Raw genomic sequence first — 26,058 nt, 5'->3', positions numbered from 1 at the left:
CATATCATTTTTGCATAGACTCCCGAGAAAACGATATTTTTTCTTCACTCCCGCCTGTGGCGTAATGAGGCAAAGCGAATAAGGAGCCTGCTATGCCACGTCCGTTAAACGATACTGATACCGCCCTGAATGCGGCCAATCTCATTACCCTTCCCGCGCAGTTTGGCTGCCCGGTCTGGGTTTATGACGCGCAGATTATTCGCGATCGCATCGCGCAGCTGCAGCAGTTCGACGTGGTGCGTTTCGCGCAGAAAGCCTGTTCTAATATCCATATCCTGCGCCTGATGCGCGAGCAGGGCGTGAAAGTGGATTCCGTCTCGCTCGGTGAAATCGAGCGCGCGCTGGCGGCGGGATACGATCCGCAGAGCAACCCGGACGATGTAGTCTTTACCGCCGACGTGATAGACGACGCGACGCTTGCGCGGGTAAGCGAACTGCGCGTGCCGGTGAATGCCGGTTCGGTGGATATGCTTGAACAGCTCGGCGCCGTGTCGCCAGGCCATCGCGTCTGGCTGCGCGTCAACCCGGGCTTCGGCCACGGTCACAGCCAGAAAACCAATACCGGCGGCGAAAACAGCAAGCACGGCATCTGGTACAGCGATCTGCCGCAGGCGCTGGCCGTAATGCAACGCTATCAACTGAAGTTAGTAGGTATTCACATGCATATCGGCTCCGGCGTTGACTACGGTCATCTGGAGCAGGTGTGCGGCGCGATGGTGCGCCAGGTGGTGGAGTTCGGCCAGGATCTGGAAGCCATCTCCGCAGGCGGCGGGCTTTCTATCCCGTATCGCTACGGTGAAGAAGCTATCGATACCGCTCACTATTTCGGTCTCTGGAACGGTGCGCGCGAGAAAATCGCCGATCATCTTGGCCACCCGGTCAAGCTTGAAATCGAACCAGGACGTTTTCTGGTGGCGGAGTCCGGCGTGCTGATCTCGCAGGTGCGCAGCGTCAAGCAGATGGGATCGCGCCATTTTGTGTTGATCGACGCGGGCTTTAACGATCTGATGCGGCCTTCCATGTACGGCAGCTATCATCACATTTCCGCGCTGGCGGCGGACGGGCGGGATCTTAGCAAAAACCCGCTCATCGATACGGTAGTGGCCGGGCCGCTGTGCGAGTCAGGAGACGTGTTTACCCAGCAGGAAGGCGGCAAGGTGGAAACCCGGGCATTGCCGGAAGTGAAGCCTGGCGACTATCTGGTGCTGCACGATACCGGCGCGTATGGCGCGTCGATGTCTTCCAACTACAACAGCCGCCCGCTGCTGCCGGAAGTGCTGTTTGATAACGGCGAACCGCGTTTAATTCGCCGCCGTCAGACCATCGAAGAGTTGCTGGCGCTGGAGTTACTCTGAATCCGGCGGGCCGTCATAGTACGGCCCTTTTGTTACGGAGTCGCGCAGCACCAGTGTGCCGGTAAACGGCGGAATGGGCTCCAGCGGCTCGTCGTTGGCAAGGCGGATAGCCTGGTCGATGGCGGTGGTAATCATGTTGTCGATAGGCAAGTAGACGGTGGAAAGCCCCGGCTCCAGCCATGCGGCGCTGGGGGCGTCGTCAAAACCAAACAGCGAAATATCTTCCGGTATGCGCAGCCCCGCCTGGTGCAGCGCTTTCGACGCGCCAAGCGCCATGTCGTCGTTTCCGGCGAACAGCGCGGTAAATTTCACGCCGCTTTCCAGCAGTTCCTGACAGCGCTCATAGCCGCTTTGCATTTTTGAGTCGCCGTTTTTCACCCGCCGCTCGTCCCAGGCAATACCATGTTTTTCAAGCGCTTTACGATAGCCCGCCAGCCGCGCTTTGCCGGTTGGCGTGTTAATCGGCACCGTAATGCAGCCAATCTCCCGGTGCCCCTGGGCAATTAGATAATCCACTGCCTGAAAGGCGGCGTCCTGCTGTTCGAAGAAAACGCAGCGCTCGCGCGCCTGGCTGACGTCGCGGTTAATCACCACCAGCGGCACGCCGATAGAATGGATGAGCGACATTATCTCTTTTTCGCTCATGTGGCGGGTGTAGAGCACAATGGCGTCGCACTGGCGGTCGGCGAGCATCTGCACCGCTTCCAGCTCGCGGACGGGCGCGTCGTGCCCGTCGGTGACAATCAGCTGTTTGCCGTGGGTTTCCGTCTGGCGCGACGCCTGTTGCAACAGGCGGCCAAAGTAAAAGCCGTCGAAGGTGGAAAGCACCAGGCCAATGCTGTTGCTGGTGCGGTGAGCCAGCGATCGGGCAAGAAAATTGGGCCGGTAGCCCAGCTCTTCCATCGCCCGGAACACCTGCTTACGGGTGCTCTCTTTCACCTGCCCGGTGCCGTTCAGCACGCGCGAGACGGTAGCCTTTGAAACGCCCGCACGCAGTGAAACATCCAGCATCGTCGCCATTCATTACTCTCCTGTCACTTATTGCTGTGCAGTTTATCACAGCGCGCCGCTTGTTGAGCGCGGCGGGGCGTGCTTACGCCAATAGCTCCGGCGCGATCACGCTTTCAGAAGGCAATTTTAACGGCAGGTAAATGCCCTGCTAATAAAAAGGGAATGTGGTATGCCAAATTCGCAGTGAAACGTGATTGCGGAATGCCAATTTCCCGGAGTGCGAGATCAGTCACAGATAATTACCGCAGCGGGTTCTATGTTTTGGCATACCAAAAAAACGGAAGTACGCGGTCTCCGTCCATCATAACAACAGCCCCCAACTGAGGTCATACCCTATGGCACTACAGGAAAAGCTGATCGATTCGCTGGGCAGTTTCGCCACGAAATTCAACAGCTACCGCTACATTATGGCGATCAAAGCCTCGTTCATTACCCTGATGCCGGTCATTATCGTCGGCGCGTTTTCCGTGCTTATCTCCAACATGGTGCTGGACCCGAAAAACGGTCTCGCCAGCTTCCAGGCGCTGTCGTTTCTCGCCGCGCTGAAGCCCATCACCAGCGCGATTAACTACGCCACGCTTAACTTTTTAAATATCGGCGCGGTCTTTTTGATTGGTATTGAGCTTGGCCGCATCAACGGCATCAAAACGCTCTTTCCCGGCCTGCTGGCGGTTATCTGTTTTATTTGCGTCACGCCGACCACGCTTGAGATGATGATCGACGGCCAGATGCACGTAGTGAAAGATGTGCTGGCGCGCCAGTTCTCCGATACCCGCAGCCTGTTCCTCGGCATGTTTATCGCTATCCTTTCCGTGGAAATTTACTGCTGGCTCGAGAGCCGCCCGGGGCTGCGCATCAAAATGCCGGACACCGTGCCGCCTAACGTTTCCGCCTCGTTTTCCGCACTGATCCCGGCCATTATCACCACGACCGTTATCGCGACGTTCGGCTTTGTCTTCCATCAGTTGACCGGCATGTACCTTTACGATGCGGTTTATCAGGTGGTGCAGCAGCCGCTGGAACGCGTGGTGCAAAGCCTGCCCGGGATCCTGCTGTTGATGTTTGTCGCGCAGCTTTTCTGGGTGATCGGCATTCACGGCAATCAGATGATTAAGCCCATTCGCGAACCGCTGCTGCTTGGCGCGATAACCGTCAACATGAGCGCTTTCGAGCAGGGCAAAGAGGTGCCGAACATCATCACCATGCCGTTCTGGGATGTGTATATGAGCATCGGCGGCTCCGGGCTGACCATTGGCCTGCTGATTGCGGTGATGATCGCCACCAAACGTAAAGAGATGAAAGAGATAGCCAAGCTCTCGTTCGGCCCGGGCATCTTTAACATCAACGAGCCGGTCATTTTTGGTATGCCGATCATGCTCAACCCCATCCTCGCCATTCCTTTCATTATCACGCCGCTGGTCACCGGCACGATTGGCTATTTCGCCACCGTAACGGGCTTTGCCGGTAAAGCGGTGGTTATGGTGCCCTGGACCACGCCGCCGCTTATCAACGCCTGGCTCTCCACGGCGGGGTCGATGGGTGCGGTAGTGACCCAACTGGTCTGCATTCTGGTTTCAATTCTGATTTATCTGCCGTTTGTGAAAGTGGCTTCTCGTCGCGCCGAGCAGGCGCAGCTGCAGGCCGCCAACCCGGAAATGGCGAAAAACGCGTGAGGACACCATGAGTCAAAAAAGCATTACCATTCCGCAGGATTTCATTCTTGGCGCGGCCTCGTCCGCCTGGCAGACCGAAGGCTGGAGCGGCAAAAAAGAGGGCCAGGATTCATATATGGATATCTGGTACAAGAATGACCGCCACGTCTGGCACGAGGGCTACGGCCCGGCGGTGGCGACTGACCTCTACAACCGCTACCGGGAAGAGGTGGCGCTAATGAAGCAGGCGGGGCTGACGCATTACCGCACCTCCATCAACTGGTCGCGCTTTTTTACCGATTACGAAAAGGGCGTGGTGGACGAAGAGTACGCCCGCTATTACGACAACTTTATCGACGAGATGCTGGCGGCCGGCATTGAGCCGATGATCTGCCTTGAGCACTATGAGCTGCCTGCTTATCTGTTTGAAAACTACGGCGGCTGGGCGTCGAAGAAGGTGGTTGAGCTGTTTGCGCTGTACGCCGAAAAGGTGTTTGAGCGCTATCACCACAAAGTGTCGCGCTGGTTTACTTTCAACGAACCCATTGTGGTGCAAACGCGGGTTTATCTGGACGCGCTGCGCTGGCCTTATGAGCAGAACACCTCCACCTGGATGCAGTGGAACCACCATAAAAACCTCGCCACGGCGAAAGTGGTGAAGCTGTTCCGCGAGAAGGGCTATACAGGCAGCGTGGGGGCTATCCTGAACCCGGAAGTGACCTATCCGCGCTCCAGCGCGCCGCACGATGTGAAAGCGGCGGAAATGTACGATCTGTTTTATAACCGCATATTTCTCGACCCGATGGTCCACGGCCGCTATCCGCAGGCGCTGGTGGCGCTGCTGGAGCAGCATGGCGTGCAGTGGGACTACAGCGCCGACGAGCTGGCGCTCATTCGCGACAACACCGTCGATGAGCTTGGCATCAATCTCTATTACCCGCACCGGGTGAAAGCGCCGTCGCGCGCCTGGAACCCGCAAACGCCGTTCCATCCGGCTTACTACTATGAGCCTTTCGAACTGCCGGGACGGCGGATGAATAAATCCCGCGGCTGGGAAATCTACCCGCGCATTATTTATGACATGGCGACGCGCATCAAAAACGACTACCGCAACATCCCGTGGTTTATCGCTGAAAGCGGCATGGGCATTGAAAATGAAGGGCAGTTTCGCAACGCCGAAGGGGTTATTCAGGATGACTACCGCATTGGTTTTATCAGCGAGCACCTCTACCAGACGCTGCTTGCCCGCGAAGCCGGGGCGAACTGCCAGGGCTACATGCTCTGGGCCTTCACCGACAACGTCTCGCCGATGAACGCGTTCAAAAACCGCTATGGGCTGATTGAAGTTGATCTGCAAAACAACCGGGCGAGACGGGCTAAGAAATCGGCAGGCTGGTACCGGGCGCTTCGCGAAACCCGCACGCTGACCCTGAACATTGATGATGACTGGAAATAAGGAGCGACCATGAAACGTATCGTACTGTGCTGTTCCGCAGGCATGTCCACCTCGCTGGTGGTGACCAAAATGGAAAAGGCGGCGGCGGAGCGGGGGCTGGAGTACCGCATCTACGCTATCCCGGAGCAAAACCTGCGCGATGAGTTGCAAAGCCACGCCGCCGAAATCCAGGCGGTGCTGCTCGGCCCGCAGGTGCGCTTCAAGCTTGCCGAGAATAAAAAGCTGACCGATGAGCATCAGATCCCTATCGACGTTATCGATACGGTAGCCTATGGCACCTTAAACGGCGCGAAAGTTCTCGATCAGGCGCTGAGTCTGGTAATCTAGTGCGCGTTTTTTCCGCGTTTAAAGCGGAGAAGCTTCTCAGGCTCAATTCAGTACACAGGTGATATCGTGGATAAGGTGGTTGTTCCGCCCGAAAAAAAGCAGTACCAGGAGATTGGTGAGGACCTCAGGGAGCAGATAATCCAGGGCCACTATCCTGTCGGTTCGCGGCTGCCACCGGAGCGTAATATTGCGGAAAAGTACGGCGTCAGCCGCACCATCGTGCGCGAGGCGCTGTTGATGCTGGAGCTGCAGGGCACGGTGGATATCCGCCAGGGCTCCGGCGTCTACGTCATGCGTATTCCTACGGAAAATGAAACTGAGGAAGAGCGTTTTTTCAACAGCGACATCGGGCCGTTTGAAATGCTCCAGGCGCGCCAGCTGCTGGAGAGTAATATCGCCGCCTTCGCGGCGAAAATGGCCACCAAAGCCGATATCGATAACCTTAAGCGCATTCTGGAGCAGGAGCAGCGCGCCATCGCCATGAACGACAGCAGCCAGGATAATTACAAGCTGTTTCATCTGGTGCTGGCGGGCGCATCGCAAAACCAGATGCTGCTCGCCACGGTGGAGAGCATCTGGCGGCATATGGACAGCAGCCCGCTCTGGCAACAGCTGCACGCCCATATTGAAAGCCGCAGCTACCGCCTGAAATGGCTTGGCGAACACCAGACCATTCTTGCCGCTTTGCGCCGTCGCGATGTCATGGGCGCCTGGCAGGCGATGTGGCAACATCTTGAAAACACCAAAAACAGCCTGCTGGAGCTTTCAGACGCCGATGCACCCGATTTCGACGGCTATTTGTTTGAATCCGTACCTATTTTTCAGGGAAAAATGCAGTGATTATTCAGCCGCTTTATGAAGCGCCGCAGCACGCGGAGCAGGTAACCGACTGGCTCTGGCAGGCCTTCGGCCCCGCGCAGCCGCGCGACTTTTTCGCCAGCATCGTTAACCACAGCCAGAAACCCGGCGCGCTGCCGCTGACGTTTATCGCCACCGAGGGCGAAAAGCTGCTGGGCACGGTCGGCTTATGGCGCTGCGATTTAATCAGCCGTCAGGATCTCTTCCCGTGGCTCGCCGCGCTCTATATTGATGAATCGCAGCGCGGCAAGGGGCTGGGGGGAATGTTGCAGGAGACGGTGACAGGATTTGCCCGAAGCCTTGGCTTTACCGACCTTTATCTCTATTCCGCCTGCAAAAATTATTACGAACGTTCCGGCTGGCAATACATCGGCGACGGCCTGGAATATCCCGATAAATCCGTTCACCTCTACCGCTACGGGCTTTGATTCTCCTGCGGCGCGCTGACGGAGTGGCGGCGCACCAGCGTAGGGCTGAAAAGGTGGGTGACTTCCGGCGGCGTGCGGTTATCGGCGAGCGCCAGCGCGAGTTCCGCCGCCTGGGTCGCCATCGTCACGATGGGATAGCGAATCGTGGTGAGCCTTGGGCGCACGTAGCGTGAAACCAGCACGTCGTCGAAGCCGATAAGCGAAATCTCTTTCGGCACGTCAATGCCGTTGTCGTTCAGCACTCCCATCGCGCCCGCCGCCATGGAGTCGTTATAGCAGGCCACGGCGGTAAACTGTTTTCCTCGCCCCAGCAGTTCGGTCATCGCCTGTTCGCCGCCGCTCTCATCCGGTTCGCCGAAGCTCACCAGCCTTTCGTTGCAGGGCAAACCGTGCTCTTTCAGGGCGTCGTAATAGCCCTGCAGCCGGTCTTCGGCATCCGAAATAGCGTGGTTGGAGCACAGGTAGCCGATGCGGGTGTGGCCTTGTTGAATCAGGTGGCGGGTGGCGAGCCACGCGCCGTAGCGGTCATCCAGCGCCACGCAGCGGCGCTCGAAACCTGGCAAAATGCGGTTAATCAGCACCATGCCGGGAATTTGCTTCATCAGCGGCGCCAGTTCTTCATCCGGGATCATCTTGGCATGCACCACCAGCGCGGCGCAGCGGTGGCGGATGAGTTGCTCTATCGCCTGTCGCTCTTTCAGTTCGTTGTGGTAGCCATTGCCGATCAGCAAAAAATTGTTGGTGTTATAGGCCACCTGTTCCACCGCTTTCGCCATGGCGCCGAAAAAGGGATCGGACACATCGCTGACCACCAGGCCTACGGTTTCGGTGGTTTGCTGCGCGAGCGCGCGGGCGTTGGCGTTAGGGTGGTAATTCAGCGTTTCCATGGCCTCCTGCACCGCCTGACGGGAAGCATCGCTGGCTTTTGGCGAGTCGTTAATGACGCGAGACACGGTGGCGACAGAGACTCCAGCAAGCCGCGCAACATCCTTTATAGTCGCCATAAAATACCTTCTGCATGGGTAAACGTTTACACACGGTTAAGTGTTACGGAAAAACCGCGTCACTTCAAGCAACTGGCCATAAACATGGGCGCGTTTTGTGGACCATATCCAAAAGCGGGGTGTAATTGTTACATCTGACCGCGCTCTGTCATCTGTAACTGAAAAAGGGGGAATAATGTCAAACAAAACCTTTGGTTACACTTTGCGATGGGCTGTTGCGATTGGCCTGTAGCGGCAGAGAAATCGCCGCTGGTAGAGTTGAGATCCCAGAGGTATTGATAGGTGGTGTCAGTTAACTGCTGACCACAAGCATTACACCAACCTGCGCGGATGCGCAGGTTTTTTTTTGCCTGTCATTCAGGTTTATCGCCCGGCGCCAATAACCAGCGATATTGCCAGGTGGTGCCAGTTAACGGCTGACCACAAGCATTACCCAGGCCTGCGCGGATGCGTAGGTTTTTTTTGCCTGTCATTCAGGTTTATCGCCCGGCGCCAATAACCAGCGGAATTGCCAGGTGGTGTCAGTTAACGGCTGACCACACGCATTATCCAGGCCTGCGCGGATGCGCAGGTTTTTTTGCCTGTCATTCAGGTTTATTGCCCGGTGCCAATAACCAGCGATATTGCCAGGTGGCGTCAGTTAACGGCTGACCACACGCATTACCCAGGCCTTCGCGGATGCGCAGGTTTTGACGCTCGTTCATGCCCTCTGTAATCCGCCTCGCGTTATTCCGAATTGTGTCGCTGTAGCCCATCCCCGCGCCCTTTCCCGGCTTTCAACTGTCGCTCATCCCCGACAACTCGTGTAATCTGCCGCGACTATACTTCATCCTTGATAACTGAAGACAAAGGGAGTTGAGATGCTTTTTGGATTTTTCCGCAACCTCTTTCGCATACTGTTCCGCGTACAGCTTCATGGCGATATTCGGGCGCTGAGTCAGCCGCGCGTTTTAATCACGCCCAATCATGTCTCGTTTATGGATGGGATCCTGCTGGCGCTCTTTTTACCGGTGCGTCCCGTATTTGCCGTCTATACCTCTATCAGCAGCCAGTGGTACATGCGCGCGCTGACCTCGTTTATCGATTTCGTGCCGCTGGACCCGACAAAACCGATGTCCATCAAGCAACTGGTGCGCTTAATCGGCCAGGGCAGACCGGTGGTGATTTTCCCGGAAGGGCGTATTTCGGTCAGCGGCTCGCTGATGAAAATTTATGACGGGGCCGGGTTTGTCGCCGCGAAATCGGGCGCGACGGTTGTGCCGATGCGCATTGAAGGCGCAGAACTCACCTTTACCAGCCGCCTGAAGGGCCTGGTGAAACGTCGCCTCTTCCCGGCTATCGACCTGCATATTCTGCCGCCGACCACCATCGCGATGCCTGATGCGCCGCGCGCGCGCGATCGCCGCCGTCTGGCCGGTGAAATGCTGCACCAGATTATGATGGAAGCGCGGATGGCGGTGCGACCGCGTGAAACGCTGTTCGAGGCGCTGCTTTCAGCGGCGCACCGCTACGGCGAAGGCAAAAACTGCCTCGAAGATATCAACTTTAAACCGGACAACTACCGCAGCTTGCTGAAGAAGACGCTGTTTGTCGGCCGCATTCTCGATAAATACAGCAAGCCTGGCGAAACTATCGGCCTGATGTTGCCCAACGCCGCCATCAGCGCCGCCGTGATTTTCGGCGCGTCTATGCGCGCGCGCGTACCGGCGATGATGAACTACACCGCCGGGGTGAAAGGGCTTAACAGCGCCATCACCGCCGCACAGATCAACACTATCTTTACCTCCCGCCAGTTTATTGAAAAAGGCAAGCTCGGCCATTTGATTGAGCAAATCACCTCGGTTCGCTGGGTATTTCTTGAAGATCTGCGCGGCGAAATCACCACGGCCGATAAGCTATGGATTTTCGGCCACCTGCTGGCGCCCCGCCTGGCGCAGGTCGCCCAACAGCCGGAAGACGCCGCGATGGTGCTTTTCACCTCTGGCTCGGAAGGCAACCCGAAAGGGGTGGTGCACAGCCATAAAAGCCTGCTCGCGAACGTTGAGCAGATCCGCACCATCGCCGATTTTACCGCCCGCGACCGCTTTATGTCGGCGCTGCCGCTGTTCCACTCTTTTGGCTTAACGGTAGGGCTATTCACGCCGCTCTTCACCGGCGCGGAAGTCTTTCTTTACCCAAGCCCGCTGCATTACCGCGTGGTGCCGGAGCTGGTCTATGACCGCAACTGCACCGTGCTGTTCGGCACCTCAACGTTCCTCGGCCATTACGCCCGCTTTGCTCATCCTTATGATTTCTACCGCGTTCGCTATGTGGTCGCTGGCGCGGAAAAACTGCAGGAGAGCACAAAGCAAATCTGGCAGGACAAATTCGGCCTGCGCATTCTGGAAGGCTACGGCGTAACGGAATGCGCCCCGGTGGTTTCCATTAACGTGCCGATGGCGGCAAAGCCTGGCACTGTCGGGCGCATTCTTCCTTCCATGGACGCGCGCCTGCTGGCCGTGCCGGGCATTGAGCAGGGCGGGCGTTTACAGCTGAAAGGCCCGAACGTGATGAAGGGCTATCTGCGGGTAGAGAAGCCGGGCGTACTGGAGGAGCCGACGGCGGAGAACGCCAACGGCGAGAGCGAGAAAGGCTGGTACGACACCGGCGATATCGTCACCTTCGACGAACAGGGGTACGTGATTATTCAGGGACGCGCCAAACGCTTTGCGAAAATCGCTGGTGAAATGGTTTCGCTGGAAATGGTAGAGCAGCTGGCGCTGGCGGTTTCGCCGGAGAAAATGCACGCCACGGCTATCAAGAGCGATGCCGCGAAGGGCGAAGCGCTGGTGCTGTTTACGACCGACAGCGAACTGACGCGTGAAAAACTCCAGCAGCAGGCGCGAACCCACGGCGTGCCGGAGCTGGCGGTGCCGCGCGATATTCGCTACCTCAAGCAGTTGCCGGTGCTGGGCAGCGGCAAGCCCGATTTTGTTACTCTCAAATCGATGGTCGACCAGGAAGAACAGACGCATGCATGACGCCAACCATTCCACGTCGCTCTTTTCCCGCGGCATGCTGGCGGTTATCGCCGCGCAGTTTTTATCTGCCTTTGGCGACAACGCGCTGCTCTTCGCCACGCTGGCGGTGCTGAAAGCGCAGTTTTACCCGGACTGGAGCCAGCCGGTGTTGCAAATGGTATTCGTCGCCGCCTATATCCTTTTTGCGCCGTTTGTCGGCCAGGTGGCGGACAGCTTCGCCAAAGGACGGGTGATGATGGTGGCGAACAGCCTGAAGCTGCTTGGCGCGGCAGCTATCGGCCTTGGCTTTAATCCGTTCATCGGCTATACGCTGGTGGGGATTGGCGCGGCGGCTTACTCGCCCGCGAAGTATGGCATTCTTGGCGAGCTGACCACCGGCGACCGGCTGGTAAAAGCCAACGGCCTGATGGAGTCGTCCACCATCGCCGCCATCCTTGTCGGCTCGGTGGCGGGCGGGGTGCTGGCGGACTGGCACATCGGCGCGGCGCTGGCGGTTTGCGCGCTGGTCTACGCCGGCGCGGTAGTGGCGAACCTGTTTATTCCGAAGCTTGCCCCGGCGCGCCCGGGGCAGTCATGGCGCTTTACGCCGATGACCCGCAGCTTCTTTAACGCCTGCCGGGTGCTGTGGCGAAACGACGAAACGCGATTTTCGCTGGTCGGCACCAGCCTGTTCTGGGGGGCGGGGGTGACGCTGCGTTTCCTGCTGGTGCTGTGGGTGCCGGTGGCGCTCGGCATTACCGATAACGCCACGCCGACCTACCTTAACGCGATGGTAGCGATCGGCATCGTGCTTGGCGCGGGTGCGGCGGCGAAGCTGGTAACGCTTGAAACGGTATCGCGCTGCATGCCAGCGGGCATCCTGATTGGCGTGGCGGTTATCGCGTTCGCGCTCCAGCAGGCGCTGCTGCCCGCTTATCTGCTGCTGATGCTGATTGGCATTTTCGGCGGCTTTTTCGTGGTGCCGCTCAATGCGCTATTGCAGGAGCGCGGCAAGCGCTCGGTAGGCGCAGGGAATGCGATAGCGGTGCAAAATCTTGGCGAAAACACCGCCATGCTGCTGATGCTGGGGCTCTATTCCCTGGCGGTAAAAGCAGGCGCCCCGGTGGTGGGCATTGGCGTCGGCTTCGGCGCTATTTTTGCGCTGGCCATCGCCGGGCTCTGGTTCTGGCGACGCAAACAGTAATAAAAAAACCCGCTCCGGCGGGTTTTTTTACAGACCAGACCCAGCTTTACGGCGCCGGGTAGGTATAAACCTGATGGACCGCTTCCAGCTCCGCCAGGACCTCTTCGCTTAATTCCAGATGCAGGCTTTCCACATTGGTTCTCAGCTGCTCAAGCGTGGTGGCGCCAAGCAGGGTGCTGGCGACAAACGGCTGGCGACGCACAAAAGCCAGCGCCATCTGCGCTGGATCCAGCCCGTGGCGCTTCGCGATATCTACGTAGGCCGCCACCGCTTTTTGCGACTGCTCACCGCTGTAGCGCGTAAAGCGGCTGAACAGCGTGTTGCGGGCGCCCGCAGGCTTCGCGCCGTTCAGGTATTTGCCGGTCAGCGTGCCGAAGGCGAGACAGGAGTAGGCCAGCAGTTCAACGCCTTCAAACTGGCTGACCTCCGCAAGACCCACTTCGAAGCTGCGGTTAAGCAGGCTGTAGGGGTTCTGGATAGTCACGATACGCGGCAGATCGTGCTTTTCCGCCAGGTGCAGATAACGCATCACGCCCCAGGCGGTTTCGTTCGAGACGCCGATATAGCGGATTTTCCCGGCGCGCTGGTATTCGGCCAGCGCTTCCAGCGTTTCGAGGATCGTTACGGCAGGCGCGCCCTCCGTCCAGCTGTAGCCCAGCTTGCCAAAGCAGTTCGTCGGGCGCTGCGGCCAGTGCACCTGATAAAGGTCGAGATAGTCGGTTTGCAGACGCTTAAGGCTTTCATCCAGCGCAATACGGATATTCTTGCGATCCAGCGCCTGGTTCTGGCGTATGCCGCTGTCATTGTTGCGGCTCGGCCCGCTCACTTTGGAGGCGATGATCAGCTTTTCGCGATTGCCGCGCTTTTTCAGCCAGTTGCCGACATAGGTTTCGGTCAGCCCTTGCGTTTCCGGTCGTGGCGGGACGGGGTACATTTCCGCCACGTCAATGAGGTTTATCCCCTGACTTACCGCGTAATCCAGCTGCTCATGCGCATCGGCTTCGCTGTTTTGCTCACCAAAGGTCATGGTGCCCAGTCCCAGCGTACTTATCTCAAGTGAGCTATGAGGGATACGGTGATAATGCATAGCCGGCTTCCTTATTATTAGACTGTGTCAGGCACTTCCCGACAAAGGAATATAAACATGGCAGAGGGGGACCAAAAGGGGAAGGGGAGGCCGCACAAAAAACGAAAAGGCCAGCGGAAAAACTGGCCTTTTATACGTTAACGTTCAATGATTTGTGACACCTGGTCGCGGTTGATTTGCTGTTCGTTGCCCTGCGGATCGCGGTAGCTTACCAGACCCGTATCATCGTCTACTTCCGGCTTGCCGTCGGTGAGGATCATACGGCCGTCTTTCGTTGCCATAACGTAGTCGCTGCTGCAGCCGGAAACAGCAAAAGCCAGACCCACAGCGGAAATGACTACAGCCCATTTATTCATCTTTATTCGCCTCGTATGGATATGGAATGGATTAACGTAGTCATTCTAGTAAATACCAGCGAAGCGCGACAAAAAAGCAGGCAATTCTTAAAGGAAATCAAAAAGCGCTCCCGAAGGAGCGCCTGAGATTAAAGGGGATTTTTCTTGTTACGTATCAAATTAAGGCTTTCAACGGCGATAGAGAAGAACATCGCAAAATAGATATAGCCTTTAGGAATGTGAATCTCGAAGCTTTCCAGCATCAGCGTAAAGCCCACCAGGATCAAAAACGAAAGGGCCAACATTTTGACGGAAGGGTGACGCTCGACAAATTCGCCAATCGGGCGCGCTGCGAACATCATCACGCCCACGGCAATCACGACCGCCGCCATCATGATAAACAGGTGGTCGGAAAGGCCGACTGCGGTTATCACAGAATCCAGGCTGAAGATAATATCGAGCAGCATGATCTGGAAAATCGCGCCGAAGAAAGAGTGGACGTTGGTTTTAAGCCCCTCTTCTTCACCTTCAATGGATTCATGGATCTCCTTGCTCGCCTTCCAGATAAGGAACAGGCCGCCGAGCAGCAGAATTAAATCGCGCGCGGAGATCTCTTGCCCTAACACGGTAAACAGCGGTTGGGTGAGTTTGATAACCCAGGCGATGGAAGCCAGCAGCGCCAGGCGCATAATCATCGCGCCGGCAAGGCCCAGTTTTCGGGCTTTGCCTTGCTGTGATTTGGGGAGTTTCGCCACAACCAGAGAGAGAAAAATAATATTATCGATCCCAAGCACAATCTCCAGCAGCGTCAGCGTACCGAGCGCCAGCCAGGCATTGGGATCTGTTACCCATGCAAATAACATCTAAAAGTCCTGCTTATAAAGAAAACGCTAATTATATGCATCCAACACGGCAGGGTAAAAATTTAATCTCTTTATAACAAAAAATGTCGCGCCAGCAGCGCGCCGGTGAAGTTCTTCTTCAGGTAAAAACCGCGCGGCAGGGTAAGAATAGGTTCACCGTTTGCGCCAATCGCTTCCGTCAGGGCTTTGCTGTTCGCGGCTTTGGGACGAAGCTGCAACACTTCGCCGTGACGAGCGGTGATGCGCTCAACGTGTCCGAGCACGATTAAATCCATTAACTCCTCCCAGTCCTGGCGAAGCTGCGCTTCCTCATGCGCCGAAGGACTCCAGAGCAGCGGCGAGCCTACGCGCCTTTCGGCGAGGGGGATCGCGCGCTCGCCTTCCACCGGGATCCACAGCACGCGTTTTAGCTTATGACGCACATGGCTGGTTTCCCATACCACGCCGGAATTGCCGGTAAGCGGCGCAACGCAGACGAAAGTGGTCTCCAGCGGACGTCCCTGACGGTCAATGGGGATGGTTTTCAACTCTACGCCGAGCGCGGCGAAATCCTGCTCCGGCTTGCTGCCCGCGCTGGCGCCAAGCCATAACTCCAGCAATATCCCTGTCCAGCCCTTGTCGCGCTTTAAATCGGGTGGAATGGGCAAGCCTGCGAGGGCGGCGAGTTCGCCCAGCGTCATGCCTGCCAGCAGGCCAGCCTGCGCAAGCAGCTGCGCTTCATCTTCCGGCGGTTGGCGAAGGGGAGAGAGTGACAACATGGTGCTTTTCCGTTAGGTTAAAAAATGAACAGCAAAAAGAGCGCTTGTGGACAGAGTTTACCGCGCTGTGAGCAACATATGCAGCCTGTTGATTGTAATGGTTATTTTAAATAAAAAAACCAATTCCGGGCTGACAAAAAACGGGTTTTCCCAATCTGGTCACTGACAATGAACAGGATCTTACACCGGGTTATCCACAGAAAAATGGGATAACTGTGAAAAGAAGCCACTACTGGTTCGATTTACAGCCTTGACGCGAACCGCTTTTGCACTTTTTCGCCAGCCTGTGACTAACTTATTGGCACAATCTGTGGATAAAAACGGCTCTGCTCGATCTTTCATCACCACCAGGATCTTAAGCGTGATGTGCATCACATTTTGTAGGCGCGAAGGGTGGGTTATTTATTTAATTGGCTGAAAAACAAGGTTATATTCGTATGGCTGTTTTTGGCTGGGACAGAATTGTCCTGGGTTTTCCCTGGGAAATTAGCTACTTCTACACAGTGATATCCACAGAAAAAGTGAATAAAACGGCCGCTTGCGCCTCGTCTCTGTTTATAAGTCGGCATATTTTTGTGAGTTATTCAAGGTTTATTCCTTGAAGTCGCGCCCAACAGAGTGGTTTACCGTCACAAAGGAGTATGAAACAATCGTTACTATCCAGGTTTATTTTGAGGTAGTCCGGTGATCGATGATGATGGCTACCGCCCGAATGTTGGTATCGTGATCTGTAATCGTCAGGGGCAGGTAATGTGGGCCAGGCGTTTTGGCCAACACTCCTGGCAATTTCCGCAAGGTGGCATCAACCCTGGCGAATCGGCGGAACAGGCGATGTATCGCGAGCTTTTCGAAGAGGTAGGTTTACAACGAAAAGATGTCCGCATCCTCGCCACTACCCGCAACTGGTTGCGTTATAAATTACCAAAACGTTTGGTGCGTTGGGACACAAAGCCGGTTTGTATCGGCCAGAAGCAAAAATGGTTTCTTCTGCAGTTGGTGAGCAACGACACCGATATCAATATGCAGACCAGCAGCACACCTGAGTTCGACGGCTGGCGCTGGGTCAGTTACTGGTATCCGGTACGTCAGGTTGTCTCCTTTAAGCGCGATGTCTATCGTCGGGTGATGAAAGAGTTCGCAAGCGTAGTGATGCCCTTGCAGGAAGCGGCGCCGCCGAGAAACGCTTCTCCTGCCTGGCGACGTAAAAGAGGTTAAGCCACGCAAATTATGCTCACCCGGTTGCGAGAAATAGTCGAGAAGGTTGCCAGCGCCCCGCGTCTTAGCGAGGCGCTGAACATCCTGGTTAATGATATCTGTCTTGCGATGGACACCGAGGTGTGCTCGGTTTATTTAGCCGATCACGACAGGCGCTGTTACTACCTGATGGCGACGCGCGGCCTTAAAAAACCGCGCGGCCGCACCGTTGCGCTTGCCTTTGATGAAGGGATTGTCGGCCTGGTGGGACGCCTTGCGGAGCCCATCAACCTGGCGGATGCCCAGAAACATCCCAGCTTCAAATATATTCCTGCCGTTAAAGAAGAGCGGTATCGCGCTTTTCTCGGCGTGCCTATTATTCAGCGTCGTCAGTTGTTAGGCGTGCTGGTGGTGCAGCAACGTGAACTGCGCCAGTATGATGAAAGCGAGGAGTCCTTCCTCGTTACGCTCGCCACACAAATGGCGGCGATCCTCTCCCAATCTCAGCTTACCGCGCTGTTTGGCCAATATCGGCAGACCCGCATTCGCGCGCTGCCCGCCTCGCCAGGGGTAGCGATAGCGCAGGGGTGGATGGACACCACGCTGCCTTTGATGGAGCAGGTCTACGAAGCGTCCACGCTTGATACTTCTCTGGAGCGCGAGCGTCTCACCGCGGCGCTGGAAGAGGCCTCCGCCGAGTTTCGCCGCTACAGCAAACGCTTTGCCGCAGGCGCGCAGAAAGAGACGGCGGCTATCTTCGATCTTTACTCGCATCTTCTCTCCGACGCCCGACTTCGCCGGGAGCTTTATAGCGAAATCGACAAAGGCTCGGTCGCGGAGTGGGCGGTTAAAAAGGTCATTGAAAAATTTGCCGAGCAATTCGCCGCCCTGACCGATGGCTATCTTAAAGAGCGGGCCGGTGATTTGCGAACGCTCGGACAGCGCCTGCTGTTTCATCTTGATGACAACATTCAGGGGCCGAATACCTGGCCTGAGCGTTTCGTTCTGGTCGCTGATGAACTCTCCGCGACTACGCTTGCCGAATTGCCGCAGGACAGGCTGGTCGGCGTAGTGGTTCGCGACGGTGCGGCCAACTCGCATGCCGCTATTATGGTGCGCGCGCTTGGCATTCCAACCGTCATGGGCGCCGATATTCAGCCCTCTGTTTTGCATCATCGCATGCTGGTTGTGGATGGCTACCGCGGCGAACTGCTGGTGGACCCGGAACCCGTTCTGCTGCAGGAATATCAGCGGCTGGTGACCGAAGAGAACGAGCTGAGCCGCCTTGCAGAAGGGGATGTCGAACAACCCGGCGAGCTGAAAAGCGGCGAACGGGTACAGGTAATGCTCAATGCGGGTCTCAGCCCGGAGCACGAAGAAAAGCTCGGCAGCCGTATCGACGGCATCGGTCTTTACCGCACTGAGATTCCTTTCATGCTGCAAAGCGGTTTTCCCTCCGAGGAAGAGCAGGTCGCGCAGTATCAAGGGATGCTGCAGATGTTTAATGACAAACCCGTCACGCTGCGCACGCTTGATGTCGGCGCCGATAAGCAATTGCCTTATATGCCGATTAGCGAAGAGAACCCTTGCCTCGGCTGGCGCGGCATTCGCATCACGCTCGATCAGCCAGAGATCTTTTTGATCCAGGTGCGCGCTATGCTGCGAGCCAACGCGGCGACCGGCAATCTCAGCATTCTGCTGCCGATGATCACCAGTATTGACGAAGTAGACGAAGCGCGTCGGTTGATTGACCGCGCCGGGCGGGAAGTGGAAGAGATGCTCGGGTATGCCATCCCTAAACCGCGCGTCGGCGTCATGGTGGAAGTGCCGTCCATGATCTTCATGCTGCCGCAGCTGGCGAGCCGCGTGGATTTTATCTCTGTTGGCACCAACGACTTAACCCAGTATTTACTGGCGGTCGATCGCAACAACACCCGGGTCGCCAACCTTTATGACAGCCTGCATCCGGCCATGCTCCGGGCGCTCAATCTGATAGCCGCCGAGGCGCGGCGTAATAACATCGATCTCTGCCTGTGCGGCGAGATGGCGGGCGACCCAATGTGCGTGGCGCTGTTAGTGGGAATGGGGTTCCACCATCTGTCGATGAACGGTCGTTCCGTGGCGCGTGTAAAATATCTGCTGCGTCATATTACGCTTGAAGAGGCGCAGAAGCTGGCGCAACGCAGCCTTGAGGCGCAGCTGGCGGCCGAAGTGCGCCATCAGGTGGCAGCTTTTATGGAGCGTCGCGGTATGGGCGGCCTGATCCGCGGCGGCCTGTAACCCTTTTTACTCTTACACATCTTTTACAACTTCCCCCCGTCTCAAGGCGGGCTTTATGCTATGATTCGGCACTTTGGGAGCGCCCGGAATCAGGCGCGCAGCATATTACCGCTGTCCACTTTCAGCGGAATAACAACGACTTGTGGTGACAGATGAAGAGTGGCTATCTGCATTTTCCCGATTTTGATCCGGTAATTTTTTCCATCGGACCGATCTCGTTGCACTGGTACGGCTTGATGTACCTGGTAGGTTTTGTTTTTGCGATGTGGCTCGCTGTCCGTCGCGCCAATCGTCCGGGCAGCGGCTGGACGAAAAACGAAGTAGAGAACCTGCTTTACGCAGGTTTCCTGGGCGTGTTTCTCGGCGGCCGTATTGGTTATGTCCTCTTCTATAACCTGCCTCTGTTCCTCGACGACCCGCTTTATCTTTTCCGCGTCTGGGACGGCGGCATGTCCTTCCACGGCGGCCTTATCGGCGTCATCGTGGTGATGATTATCTTCGCGAAACGCACTAAGCGCACTTTCTTCCAGGTTTCCGATTTTATCGCGCCGCTGATCCCTTTCGGCCTCGGCGCCGGGCGTCTTGGCAACTTTATCAATGGCGAACTGTGGGGCCGGGTCGATCCGGGCTTCCCCTTCGCAATGCTTTTCCCTGGCTCTCGCGGCGAGGATATGGCGCTGCTGCCGGCGCACCCGGAATGGCAGTCGCTTTTCAATACTTACGGCGTACTGCCGCGTCATCCGTCCCAGCTTTACGAGCTGGCGCTGGAGGGCGTAGTGCTGTTTATTATTCTGAATCTCTTTATTCGTAAACCTCGCCCGACCGGCGCCGTTTCGGGATTGTTCCTGATTGGCTACGGCGCGTTTCGCATTATCGTGGAGTTCTTCCGCCAGCCTGACGCGCAGTTTACCGGCGAGTGGGTGCAATACATCAGCATGGGGCAGATTCTTTCCATCCCGATGATTATCGCCGGCATTATCATGATGGTCTGGGCTTACCGCCGTCCGCCGCAGCAGCAAATTTCGTGAGACGTAATGAAACAGTATCTTGAATTGATGAATAAGGTGCTCCACGAGGGCACCCCGAAAAACGATCGTACCGGCACCGGCACGCTCTCTATTTTTGGCCACCAGATGCGCTTTAACCTGCAGGAGGGTTTTCCGCTGGTGACGACGAAACGTTGCCATTTGCGCTCCATCATTCATGAGTTGCTCTGGTTCTTAAAAGGCGACACGAACATCGCTTACCTCCACGAAAATAACGTCACTATCTGGGACGAGTGGGCGGATGAGAACGGCGATCTGGGCCCGGTTTATGGCAAACAGTGGCGCGCATGGGCAACGCCGGATGGTCGTCATGTCGACCAGCTCGCCACCGTACTGAACCAGCTGAAAAACGATCCGGACTCCCGCCGCATTATCGTTTCCGCCTGGAACGTGGGTGAGCTGGATAAAATGGCGCTGGCGCCCTGCCACGCGTTTTTCCAGTTTTACGTGGCGGACGGCAAGCTCTCCTGCCAGCTCTATCAGCGCTCCTGCGACGTATTCCTCGGCCTGCCGTTTAATATCGCCAGCTACGCTCTGCTGGTGCATATGATGGCGCAGCAGTGCGATCTTGAGCCGGGCGATTTTGTCTGGACCGGCGGCGATACGCACCTGTACAGCAACCATCTGGAGCAGGCGCGTTTGCAGCTTACCCGCGAGCCGCGCCCGCTGCCGAAGCTCATCATTAAGCGCAAGCCGGAATCGCTTTTCGATTACCGCTTTGACGATTTTGAGATAGAAGGTTACGACCCGCATCCCGCTATCAAAGCGCCTGTCGCGATTTAAACAGGCTGCCATAACCGGCGCATCTGCGCGCCGGTTTTTCTTCCTCTCGTTTCATTCTCCCGAGCTGCCTTCCACGTTACATGCAATAACCTGCAACAGGCTGAATTTCTTCCGGGACGCCTTCTGAAAAAGAAAAACGGCGCTCGTGATTTTTTCTTCTGCTGGCAGACTGCCGTCATGAACAGAAACGAGCAGGGCTATAGCCTGATTGAAATGATGCTGGTGATAACGATTGTCGCGATAGTGAGCGCAGGCGGCCTTTATGGCTGGCAGCGCTGGCAGGAACAGCAGCGGCTCTGGCAAACGGCAGGTCAGCTAAGGAACTTCCTTGAGCAATTACGCGAGGACGCCAACTGGCATAACCGCGACCATAAACTCTGGCTTAAGCGAGAGGGGCAGACATGGTGCATTGGCAGCGAAGCCGCAGAGGAGAGACGCTGTCGGGCAGGCATAAAGGGGCTTTTTTTACCACGCTGGGCCGAAGTGGAGGTTGTCGAAGTGACGCCAGAGCTGGCTTTTTACGGCCTGCGTAATACCGCCTGGCCGGGCCATATCTTACTGCGCAGCCCGGCGGGGGAGTGGCGCGTCATTATCTCCGTCTGGGGGCGCATACGGCTTTGTCCGGCAGGCGGGAGCCCGTCATGTCAGTAAAAATAAAAGGCTTCTCGCTGCTGGAAACCCTGATTGCGCTCGGCATCAGCAGCGCTCTGCTGCTGGGAGCGGTGCGGATGCTGCCAGCCTTGCACCTTGGCGTTTTGCGCCAGACGCAGCAGGCGGCGATGCAGGAGGAGCTATGGCAACTCGCTTTTGCTGTAGGCAAACAGCTTCAGCGTGCAGGCTATTGCCATGGCGACTGTGCTGGAGAGCCGCTGAAAATTGCCGCCAACGGACAATGCGTCATCCTCCAGTGGGATGCCAACAGCAATGGCAGATGGGAATCCTCTTCCGCTGACTCGGAGCAGACAGGTTACCGCTTGCGGGATAAAAGTCTGGAAACCCAGCGCGGCGCAACTCAGTGTGAGGGTAAAGGTTGGGAGAAAATGACCGACCCGCAAAAAATGCGTTTTGATGCGTTCACTGTACAGAGGCAGGCGCGCAGCGGCTTGCCTCCACTGTTAATTATTCGTTTTGCGGCCACGCCGCCTGGCCAGGGCGGTTCGCCAGTCAACATTGAGCATAGCGTTGTTGGGTACAACTTATGACCAGTCAACAGAGAGGCGTCTCGTCGCTTTCGGCTGTTTTGCTGCTGCTATTACTGGGTTCCTTTATGCTGAGCGGCCTGCAACAGCAGCTCAGCGCCCGGTTTGCTTCTGTCGCCAGCGAAAGTCTGGCGCTGAAGCAGTTTTCCACCGCTGTCTCAACGCTCGCCTGGGCGGAAAAACAGCGCTGGGGGCTTAATCAGGAGTGGCAGTGCCAGGCCTTTTCGGCGTATAAGGGGCGCGCTTGCGCGAAGCGGACAGTAAAAGGCGAAGCCATTGTGGCGGCGCAGGCGGCGGTTGATAGCCACTCGTTAACGTTGTGGCGCTGGGCCGAGCCCGTAACCGCTGGAATAAAATACCGTGCTCGCGGCTGGATCGATCTTTGTCCGCTGGAGGCTTTGCAATGTCAGCTTCCCGTCGCGCAGTAAGCCAGGCGGGTTTTAGCCTGCCGGAAGTACTGGTCGCTATGGTGCTTTTCATCATGGTTACCGTTTCTTTAAGTGGATTTTACCGGTCGTTGGCGATGGGGTTTCAGTCGCAGTGGCAAGCCCGCCAGCTGTGGCGTTTTGCGAGTCAGCAGACAGAAATCGCACCGCCAGCGCTACCGCAGGGATGGAAAGCAACGAGGTTGCAGACATCATCGGCGGGATGTGTCAGCATTTCGGTTATTGTTACCAGCCCAACAGGCAGGCAAGGGCAATTGGCCCGCTTACACTGCCCATCTGGTCAGTAGTCAGGAGATTTTATGTTACGGGTTTATCACTCCAACCGGCTGGATGTGCTGGAAGCGATCATGGAGTTCATTGTTGAACGCCAGCCGCTTGACGATCCCTTCGAGCCAGAAGTCGTACTGGTGCAAAGCACCGGTATGGCGCAGTGGTTGCAGATGACCCTCGCGCAGAAGTTCGGTATTGCCGCCAACATTACCTTTCCTCTGCCGGCAAGCTTTATCTGGGATATGTTTGTGCGCGTGCTGCGCGATATTCCGGAAGAGAGCGCTTTTACCAAACAGAACATGAGCTGGAAGTTGATGACGCTGCTTCCGGCGATGTTGTCGCGCCCCGAGTTTTCGATGCTGCGGCATTACCTCAATGATGATGACGATAAACGCAAGCTCTTCCAGCTCGCTTCCCGCGTGGCGGATCTCTACGATCAGTATCTGGTTTACCGCCCGGAATGGCTGACGCGCTGGGAGGCGGGACAGGAGATCGAAGGCCTTGGCGATGCCCAGCAGTGGCAGGCGCCGCTGTGGAAAGCGCTGGTAGAACATACCGCACAGCTGGGCCAGCCGCAGTGGCACCGCGCTAATCTCTATCAGCGCTTTATCGAAACGCTGGAAAATGCCCAGCAATGTCCGCCGGGGCTACCTGCGCGCGTCTTTATTTGCGGTATTTCCGCCCTCCCGCCTGTTTATCTGCAGGCGCTGCAGGCGCTTGGCAGACACATCGACGTGCATTTGTTGTTCACTAACCCCTGCCGCTATTACTGGGGCGACATTAAAGATCCGGCATTTCTGGCGAGGCTGATGAGCCGCCAGCGGCAGCGTCACGCACAGAGCGGCACCTCGCCGCTCTTTAAGGATAACGAAACCGCCTTTTCGCTCTTCAACGAGGAGGGCGAGCAGGAAGTGGGAAATCCGTTGCTTGCCTCCTGGGGCAAGCTGGGCCGCGACTATACCTATCTGCTTTCGGGCCTGGAGCACTTTGAAGAGCTGGATGTGTTCGTTAACGTCACGCCGGATAATTTGCTGCACAGCCTGCAATACGACCTGCTTGAACTGCGAAACAACGCGCTGGCGGGCGTGACGCTGGAGGAGTTTGAGCGCAGCGAAAATAAACGACCGTTAGATCCTGACGATCGCAGCGTGACCGTGCACGTTTGCCACAGCCCGCAGCGTGAAGTAGAAGTATTGCACGATCAACTGCTGCGGATGCTGGAGGCCGACCCGGAGCTTACCCCGCGCGATATCATCGTGATGGTGGCGGATATCGATAGCTACAGCCCGTTCATCCAGGCGGTTTTCGGCAGCGCCAGTAACGAGCGCTGGCTGCCCTGGGCTATCTCTGACCGTAAAGCGCGTCAGGCGCATCCGGCGTTGCAGGCTTTTATTACGTTGCTTTCCCTGCCGGACAGCCGCTTTGTTTCTGAGGATGTGCTTGCGCTGCTGGAAGTGCCGGCGCTGGCCGCCCGTTTTTCTATCAATGAAGAAGGCTTGCTATACCTGCGCCAGTGGGTCAATGAGTCGGGCGTGCGCTGGGGCATCGACGATGATAACGTCCGTGAGCTGGCGCTACCGGCAACAGGCCAGCACACGTGGCAATTTGGTCTGACGCGCATGTTGCTTGGCTACGCGATGGAAAGCCACGTCGGCGAATGGCAGGAAGTGTTGCCTTATGATGAATCCAGCGGGTTGATAGCCGAGCTGGTCGGGCATCTCGCCGAGTTGCTGATGCAGCTTAACCTCTGGCGTAAAGGGCTTTCACAGCCGAGGCCGCTGGCCGAGTGGCTGCCCGTTTGCCGCGATATGCTGGAAAGCTTTTTCGCGCCGGATGAAGAGACGGAAGCCGCGCTGGCGCTTATTGAGCAGCAGTGGCAGGAGATGATAGAGCAGGGCATCGCAGGGCATTACGACGCCAGCGTGCCGCTGAATCTGCTGCGCGATGAACTGGCGCAGCGGCTTGACCAGGAGCGTATCAGCCAGCGTTTTCTGGCGGGGCCCGTTAACTTCTGTACGCTGATGCCAATGCGCTCTATTCCTTTTAAGGTGGTTTGTTTGCTGGGGATGAACGATGGCGTCTATCCTCGCACGCTTTCGCCGCTCGGGTTTGACCTGATGAGCCAGAAGCCGCTTCGCGGCGATCGCAGCCGCCGCGATGATGACCGCTATCTTTTTCTGGAGGCACTCATTTCAGCGCAGCAGCGTCTTTATATCAGCTATATCGGACGCTCTATTCAGGACAACAGCGAAAAATACCCTTCGGTGCTGGTACAGGAGCTTATCGACTACCTGGCGCAGAGCCATTATCTGCCCGGAGACGAGGCGCTTAACTGCGACGAGAGCGCCCGGCGGGTCAAAGCGCACCTGACGCGGCTGCATCCTCGCACGCCGTTCGATGCGGAAAATTTCCTGCCCGCCCGCGAGCTGCAAAGCTATGCGCGCGAGTGGCTGCCGGCAGCAAGCGATCAGGGCGAGGCGCACCCGGAATTTATCCAGGCGCTGGAGCCGGAGCCGGTTGAAGAGCTGCCTTTCGAGCAGTTGCAGCGCTTCTGGCGCCACCCGGTAAGGGCTTTTTTCCAGATGCGGCTTAAGGTGAACTTCCGTACTGAAGAGAGTGAACTGCCGGACGCCGAACCCTTCACGCTCGACAGCCTGGGACGTTATCAGCTTAACCAGCAGCTGTTGAATACGCTGGTTGAGAAAGAAGACCCCGACTTGCTCTACCGTCGCTACCGTGCTGCGGGCGAGTTGCCATACGGCGCGTTTGGCGAACTCTTCTGGGAAAGCCAGCTGATGGAAATGCAGACGCTGGCGGACAGGGTGACCGCCGAGCGCAGCAACAGCGAAAACCTTGAGATCGATCTTACGCTGAACAACGTGCAGCTTACCGGCTGGTTGCAGCATGTGCAGGAGGATGGGCTGCTGCGCTGGCGGCCTTCTCTGTTAAGGGTTGAGCACGGCATGCAACTTTGGCTTGAGCATCTGGTCTACTGTGCGAGCGGCGGTACGGGAACCAGCCGCCTTTATGGACGAAAGGACAGTCAGTGGCGCTTTCCTCCGCTGGCGGCGGAGGAGGCGCGCGGTTATCTCGGCGAGCTGATTGAAGGGTATAAACAGGGAATGAGCAGCCCGCTGGTTCTGCTCTCTCAAAGCGGCGGCGAATGGCTTAAGGCCTGTTACGACCCGGCCAGCAATACCATCGCATGGGATGAAGAGACGCAGCAGAAAGCGCGCAATAAGCTATTGCAGGCCTGGACTGGCAACCAGATGGTGGAAGGCGAAGGGGCGGATATCTGGTACCAGCGCCTCTGGCGCAACCTGGAGCCGGAATATTACGAGGCCATCATCCGGGAAGCGCAGCGCTATCTGCTGCCGCTTTTCAGATTCAATCAAAAATAACGTTACTGTATAAAAATTGCGCAACAGGATCCGTTTCCTTTATGATGCGCATCTTGCTCAGGGCTGATGCAAAAATACAAAACGATCCCGTAACGGGAAAGC

At 56.9% G+C, this 26,058-nt stretch carries 23 protein-coding genes; 17 read left to right on the top strand and 6 right to left on the bottom strand.

Annotated elements, in window-relative coordinates; translation table 11 throughout:
* Positions 1-92 precede the first annotated feature (92 nt).
* Positions 93-1,355, top strand: a complete 1,263-nt coding sequence (gene lysA, locus ACU4F7_RS17855; RefSeq protein WP_029591017.1) for a diaminopimelate decarboxylase — start codon at positions 93-95, stop codon at positions 1,353-1,355.
* On the opposite strand, the gene ACU4F7_RS17850 is transcribed toward lysA, so the two are convergent.
* Positions 1,347-2,375 carry a LacI family DNA-binding transcriptional regulator gene (locus tag ACU4F7_RS17850; protein ID WP_035887649.1) on the bottom strand — a complete coding sequence of 343 codons (1,029 nt, stop codon included), beginning with the start codon at positions 2,373-2,375 and terminating at the stop codon, positions 1,347-1,349. The two genes, lysA and ACU4F7_RS17850, sit on opposite strands and share 9 nt — an antisense overlap.
* 326 nt (positions 2,376-2,701) lie before the next feature.
* Here ACU4F7_RS17850 and ACU4F7_RS17845 point away from each other — a divergent pair, with 326 nt between their 5' ends.
* The 5 genes from ACU4F7_RS17845 (at position 2,702) to ACU4F7_RS17825 (ending at position 7,087) form a co-directional block, all read left to right on the top strand.
* Complete coding sequence (locus ACU4F7_RS17845) at positions 2,702-4,039, top strand: PTS sugar transporter subunit IIC (protein ID WP_024559251.1); 1,338 nt, start codon at positions 2,702-2,704, stop codon at positions 4,037-4,039.
* 7 nt (positions 4,040-4,046) lie between these two features.
* Entirely contained in the window at positions 4,047-5,474 is a 1,428-nt protein-coding gene (locus ACU4F7_RS17840; protein ID WP_481637465.1) for a glycoside hydrolase family 1 protein, read from the top strand.
* Between the two features lie 9 nt (positions 5,475-5,483).
* The gene (locus ACU4F7_RS17835; protein ID WP_481637464.1) at positions 5,484-5,801 is read left to right on the top strand and encodes a PTS sugar transporter subunit IIB; all 318 of its coding nucleotides are present in this window, start codon (positions 5,484-5,486) and stop codon (positions 5,799-5,801) included.
* A 66-nt stretch (positions 5,802-5,867) separates the two neighbouring features.
* Positions 5,868-6,641 carry an FCD domain-containing protein gene (locus ACU4F7_RS17830; protein WP_029591014.1) on the top strand — a complete coding sequence of 258 codons (774 nt, stop codon included), beginning with the start codon at positions 5,868-5,870 and terminating at the stop codon, positions 6,639-6,641.
* Positions 6,638-7,087, top strand: coding sequence for a GNAT family N-acetyltransferase (locus ACU4F7_RS17825; protein ID WP_481637463.1), 450 nt, complete (start codon positions 6,638-6,640; stop codon positions 7,085-7,087). The genes ACU4F7_RS17830 and ACU4F7_RS17825 overlap by 4 nt, the downstream gene beginning before the upstream one ends.
* Here the strand turns inward: ACU4F7_RS17825 and galR are convergent.
* Positions 7,075-8,091 carry an HTH-type transcriptional regulator GalR gene (galR, locus tag ACU4F7_RS17820; RefSeq protein ID WP_029591012.1) on the bottom strand — a complete coding sequence of 339 codons (1,017 nt, stop codon included), beginning with the start codon at positions 8,089-8,091 and terminating at the stop codon, positions 7,075-7,077. The genes ACU4F7_RS17825 and galR overlap by 13 nt on opposite strands.
* 860 nt (positions 8,092-8,951) lie before the next feature.
* Here galR and aas point away from each other — a divergent pair.
* Positions 8,952-11,111: a bifunctional acyl-ACP--phospholipid O-acyltransferase/long-chain-fatty-acid--ACP ligase gene (gene aas / locus ACU4F7_RS17815; RefSeq protein ID WP_029591011.1), complete on the top strand. Its 2,160-nt coding sequence runs from the start codon at positions 8,952-8,954 to the stop codon at positions 11,109-11,111.
* A complete protein-coding gene (gene lplT / locus ACU4F7_RS17810) occupies positions 11,104-12,294 on the top strand; it encodes a lysophospholipid transporter LplT (RefSeq protein WP_481637462.1) in 1,191 nt (396 codons plus the stop codon). The genes aas and lplT overlap by 8 nt, the downstream gene beginning before the upstream one ends.
* Before the next feature lie 46 nt (positions 12,295-12,340).
* Here lplT and ACU4F7_RS17805 read toward each other — a convergent pair whose 3' ends face one another.
* From ACU4F7_RS17805 to mutH, 4 genes are all read right to left on the bottom strand, one after another.
* Positions 12,341-13,381 (bottom strand): NADP(H)-dependent aldo-keto reductase, encoded by a 1,041-nt coding sequence (locus ACU4F7_RS17805; RefSeq protein ID WP_481637461.1) that lies wholly within the window; start codon positions 13,379-13,381, stop codon positions 12,341-12,343.
* A 137-nt stretch (positions 13,382-13,518) separates the two neighbouring features.
* Positions 13,519-13,737: a YgdI/YgdR family lipoprotein gene (locus ACU4F7_RS17800; RefSeq protein WP_024556457.1), complete on the bottom strand. Its 219-nt coding sequence runs from the start codon at positions 13,735-13,737 to the stop codon at positions 13,519-13,521.
* Between the two features lie 128 nt (positions 13,738-13,865).
* Positions 13,866-14,579: a TerC family protein gene (locus ACU4F7_RS17795; protein WP_029591008.1), complete on the bottom strand. Its 714-nt coding sequence runs from the start codon at positions 14,577-14,579 to the stop codon at positions 13,866-13,868.
* A gap of 71 nt (positions 14,580-14,650) precedes the next feature.
* The gene (gene mutH, locus ACU4F7_RS17790; RefSeq protein ID WP_024556455.1) at positions 14,651-15,337 is read right to left on the bottom strand and encodes a DNA mismatch repair endonuclease MutH; all 687 of its coding nucleotides are present in this window, start codon (positions 15,335-15,337) and stop codon (positions 14,651-14,653) included.
* 684 nt (positions 15,338-16,021) lie between these two features.
* Here mutH and rppH point away from each other — a divergent pair.
* The 9 genes from rppH (at position 16,022) to recC (ending at position 25,956) form a co-directional block, all read left to right on the top strand.
* A complete protein-coding gene (rppH, locus tag ACU4F7_RS17785; protein WP_024556454.1) occupies positions 16,022-16,552 on the top strand; it encodes an RNA pyrophosphohydrolase in 531 nt (176 codons plus the stop codon).
* 12 nt (positions 16,553-16,564) lie between these two features.
* Complete coding sequence (gene ptsP / locus ACU4F7_RS17780) at positions 16,565-18,811, top strand: phosphoenolpyruvate--protein phosphotransferase (RefSeq protein WP_029591006.1); 2,247 nt, start codon at positions 16,565-16,567, stop codon at positions 18,809-18,811.
* A 152-nt stretch (positions 18,812-18,963) separates the two neighbouring features.
* The gene (gene lgt / locus ACU4F7_RS17775; protein ID WP_029591005.1) at positions 18,964-19,839 is read left to right on the top strand and encodes a prolipoprotein diacylglyceryl transferase; all 876 of its coding nucleotides are present in this window, start codon (positions 18,964-18,966) and stop codon (positions 19,837-19,839) included.
* 6 nt (positions 19,840-19,845) lie between these two features.
* The gene (gene thyA / locus ACU4F7_RS17770; protein ID WP_024556451.1) at positions 19,846-20,640 is read left to right on the top strand and encodes a thymidylate synthase; all 795 of its coding nucleotides are present in this window, start codon (positions 19,846-19,848) and stop codon (positions 20,638-20,640) included.
* A 177-nt stretch (positions 20,641-20,817) separates the two neighbouring features.
* Positions 20,818-21,291, top strand: coding sequence for a prepilin peptidase-dependent protein (locus ACU4F7_RS17765; protein WP_029591004.1), 474 nt, complete (start codon positions 20,818-20,820; stop codon positions 21,289-21,291).
* Positions 21,282-21,842 (top strand): prepilin peptidase-dependent protein, encoded by a 561-nt coding sequence (locus ACU4F7_RS17760; protein WP_029591003.1) that lies wholly within the window; start codon positions 21,282-21,284, stop codon positions 21,840-21,842. The genes ACU4F7_RS17765 and ACU4F7_RS17760 overlap by 10 nt, the downstream gene beginning before the upstream one ends.
* Positions 21,839-22,267 (top strand): DUF2509 family protein, encoded by a 429-nt coding sequence (locus tag ACU4F7_RS17755; protein WP_029591002.1) that lies wholly within the window; start codon positions 21,839-21,841, stop codon positions 22,265-22,267. Before ACU4F7_RS17760 ends, ACU4F7_RS17755 begins: the two co-directional genes overlap by 4 nt.
* Positions 22,243-22,572, top strand: a complete 330-nt coding sequence (locus ACU4F7_RS17750) for a prepilin-type N-terminal cleavage/methylation domain-containing protein (protein ID WP_071788445.1) — start codon at positions 22,243-22,245, stop codon at positions 22,570-22,572. The genes ACU4F7_RS17755 and ACU4F7_RS17750 overlap by 25 nt, the downstream gene beginning before the upstream one ends.
* A gap of 12 nt (positions 22,573-22,584) precedes the next feature.
* Positions 22,585-25,956 (top strand): exodeoxyribonuclease V subunit gamma, encoded by a 3,372-nt coding sequence (gene recC / locus ACU4F7_RS17745; RefSeq protein WP_481637460.1) that lies wholly within the window; start codon positions 22,585-22,587, stop codon positions 25,954-25,956.
* Positions 25,957-26,058: the final 102 nt, after the last annotated feature.

The sequence above is a fragment of the Franconibacter pulveris genome, from assembly GCF_056780215.1.
The sequence above is the reverse complement of the archived record's forward strand: the minus strand, read 5'-3'. Positions and strand labels throughout refer to the sequence as shown.

Excerpts from the sequence above, each read along its gene's own strand:
- ACU4F7_RS17765 (WP_029591004.1), top strand. The coding sequence starts at position 20,818 with ATGAACAGAAACGAGCAGGGCTATAGCCTGATTGAAATGATGCTGGTG.
- ACU4F7_RS17760 (WP_029591003.1), top strand. The coding sequence starts at position 21,282 with ATGTCAGTAAAAATAAAAGGCTTCTCGCTGCTGGAAACCCTGATTGCG.
- ACU4F7_RS17850 (WP_035887649.1), bottom strand. The coding sequence starts at position 2,375 with ATGGCGACGATGCTGGATGTTTCACTGCGTGCGGGCGTTTCAAAGGCT.
- ACU4F7_RS17845 (WP_024559251.1), top strand. The coding sequence starts at position 2,702 with ATGGCACTACAGGAAAAGCTGATCGATTCGCTGGGCAGTTTCGCCACG.
- ptsP (WP_029591006.1), top strand. The coding sequence starts at position 16,565 with ATGCTCACCCGGTTGCGAGAAATAGTCGAGAAGGTTGCCAGCGCCCCG.
- mutH (WP_024556455.1), bottom strand. The coding sequence starts at position 15,337 with ATGTTGTCACTCTCTCCCCTTCGCCAACCGCCGGAAGATGAAGCGCAG.
- ACU4F7_RS17795 (WP_029591008.1), bottom strand. The coding sequence starts at position 14,579 with ATGTTATTTGCATGGGTAACAGATCCCAATGCCTGGCTGGCGCTCGGT.
- ACU4F7_RS17805 (WP_481637461.1), bottom strand. The coding sequence starts at position 13,381 with ATGCATTATCACCGTATCCCTCATAGCTCACTTGAGATAAGTACGCTG.
- ACU4F7_RS17755 (WP_029591002.1), top strand. The coding sequence starts at position 21,839 with ATGACCAGTCAACAGAGAGGCGTCTCGTCGCTTTCGGCTGTTTTGCTG.
- ACU4F7_RS17840 (WP_481637465.1), top strand. The coding sequence starts at position 4,047 with ATGAGTCAAAAAAGCATTACCATTCCGCAGGATTTCATTCTTGGCGCG.
- lplT (WP_481637462.1), top strand. The coding sequence starts at position 11,104 with ATGCATGACGCCAACCATTCCACGTCGCTCTTTTCCCGCGGCATGCTG.
- ACU4F7_RS17750 (WP_071788445.1), top strand. The coding sequence starts at position 22,243 with ATGTCAGCTTCCCGTCGCGCAGTAAGCCAGGCGGGTTTTAGCCTGCCG.
- thyA (WP_024556451.1), top strand. The coding sequence starts at position 19,846 with ATGAAACAGTATCTTGAATTGATGAATAAGGTGCTCCACGAGGGCACC.
- lysA (WP_029591017.1), top strand. The coding sequence starts at position 93 with ATGCCACGTCCGTTAAACGATACTGATACCGCCCTGAATGCGGCCAAT.
- ACU4F7_RS17835 (WP_481637464.1), top strand. The coding sequence starts at position 5,484 with ATGAAACGTATCGTACTGTGCTGTTCCGCAGGCATGTCCACCTCGCTG.
- aas (WP_029591011.1), top strand. The coding sequence starts at position 8,952 with ATGCTTTTTGGATTTTTCCGCAACCTCTTTCGCATACTGTTCCGCGTA.
- lgt (WP_029591005.1), top strand. The coding sequence starts at position 18,964 with ATGAAGAGTGGCTATCTGCATTTTCCCGATTTTGATCCGGTAATTTTT.
- recC (WP_481637460.1), top strand. The coding sequence starts at position 22,585 with ATGTTACGGGTTTATCACTCCAACCGGCTGGATGTGCTGGAAGCGATC.
- galR (WP_029591012.1), bottom strand. The coding sequence starts at position 8,091 with ATGGCGACTATAAAGGATGTTGCGCGGCTTGCTGGAGTCTCTGTCGCC.
- ACU4F7_RS17800 (WP_024556457.1), bottom strand. The coding sequence starts at position 13,737 with ATGAATAAATGGGCTGTAGTCATTTCCGCTGTGGGTCTGGCTTTTGCT.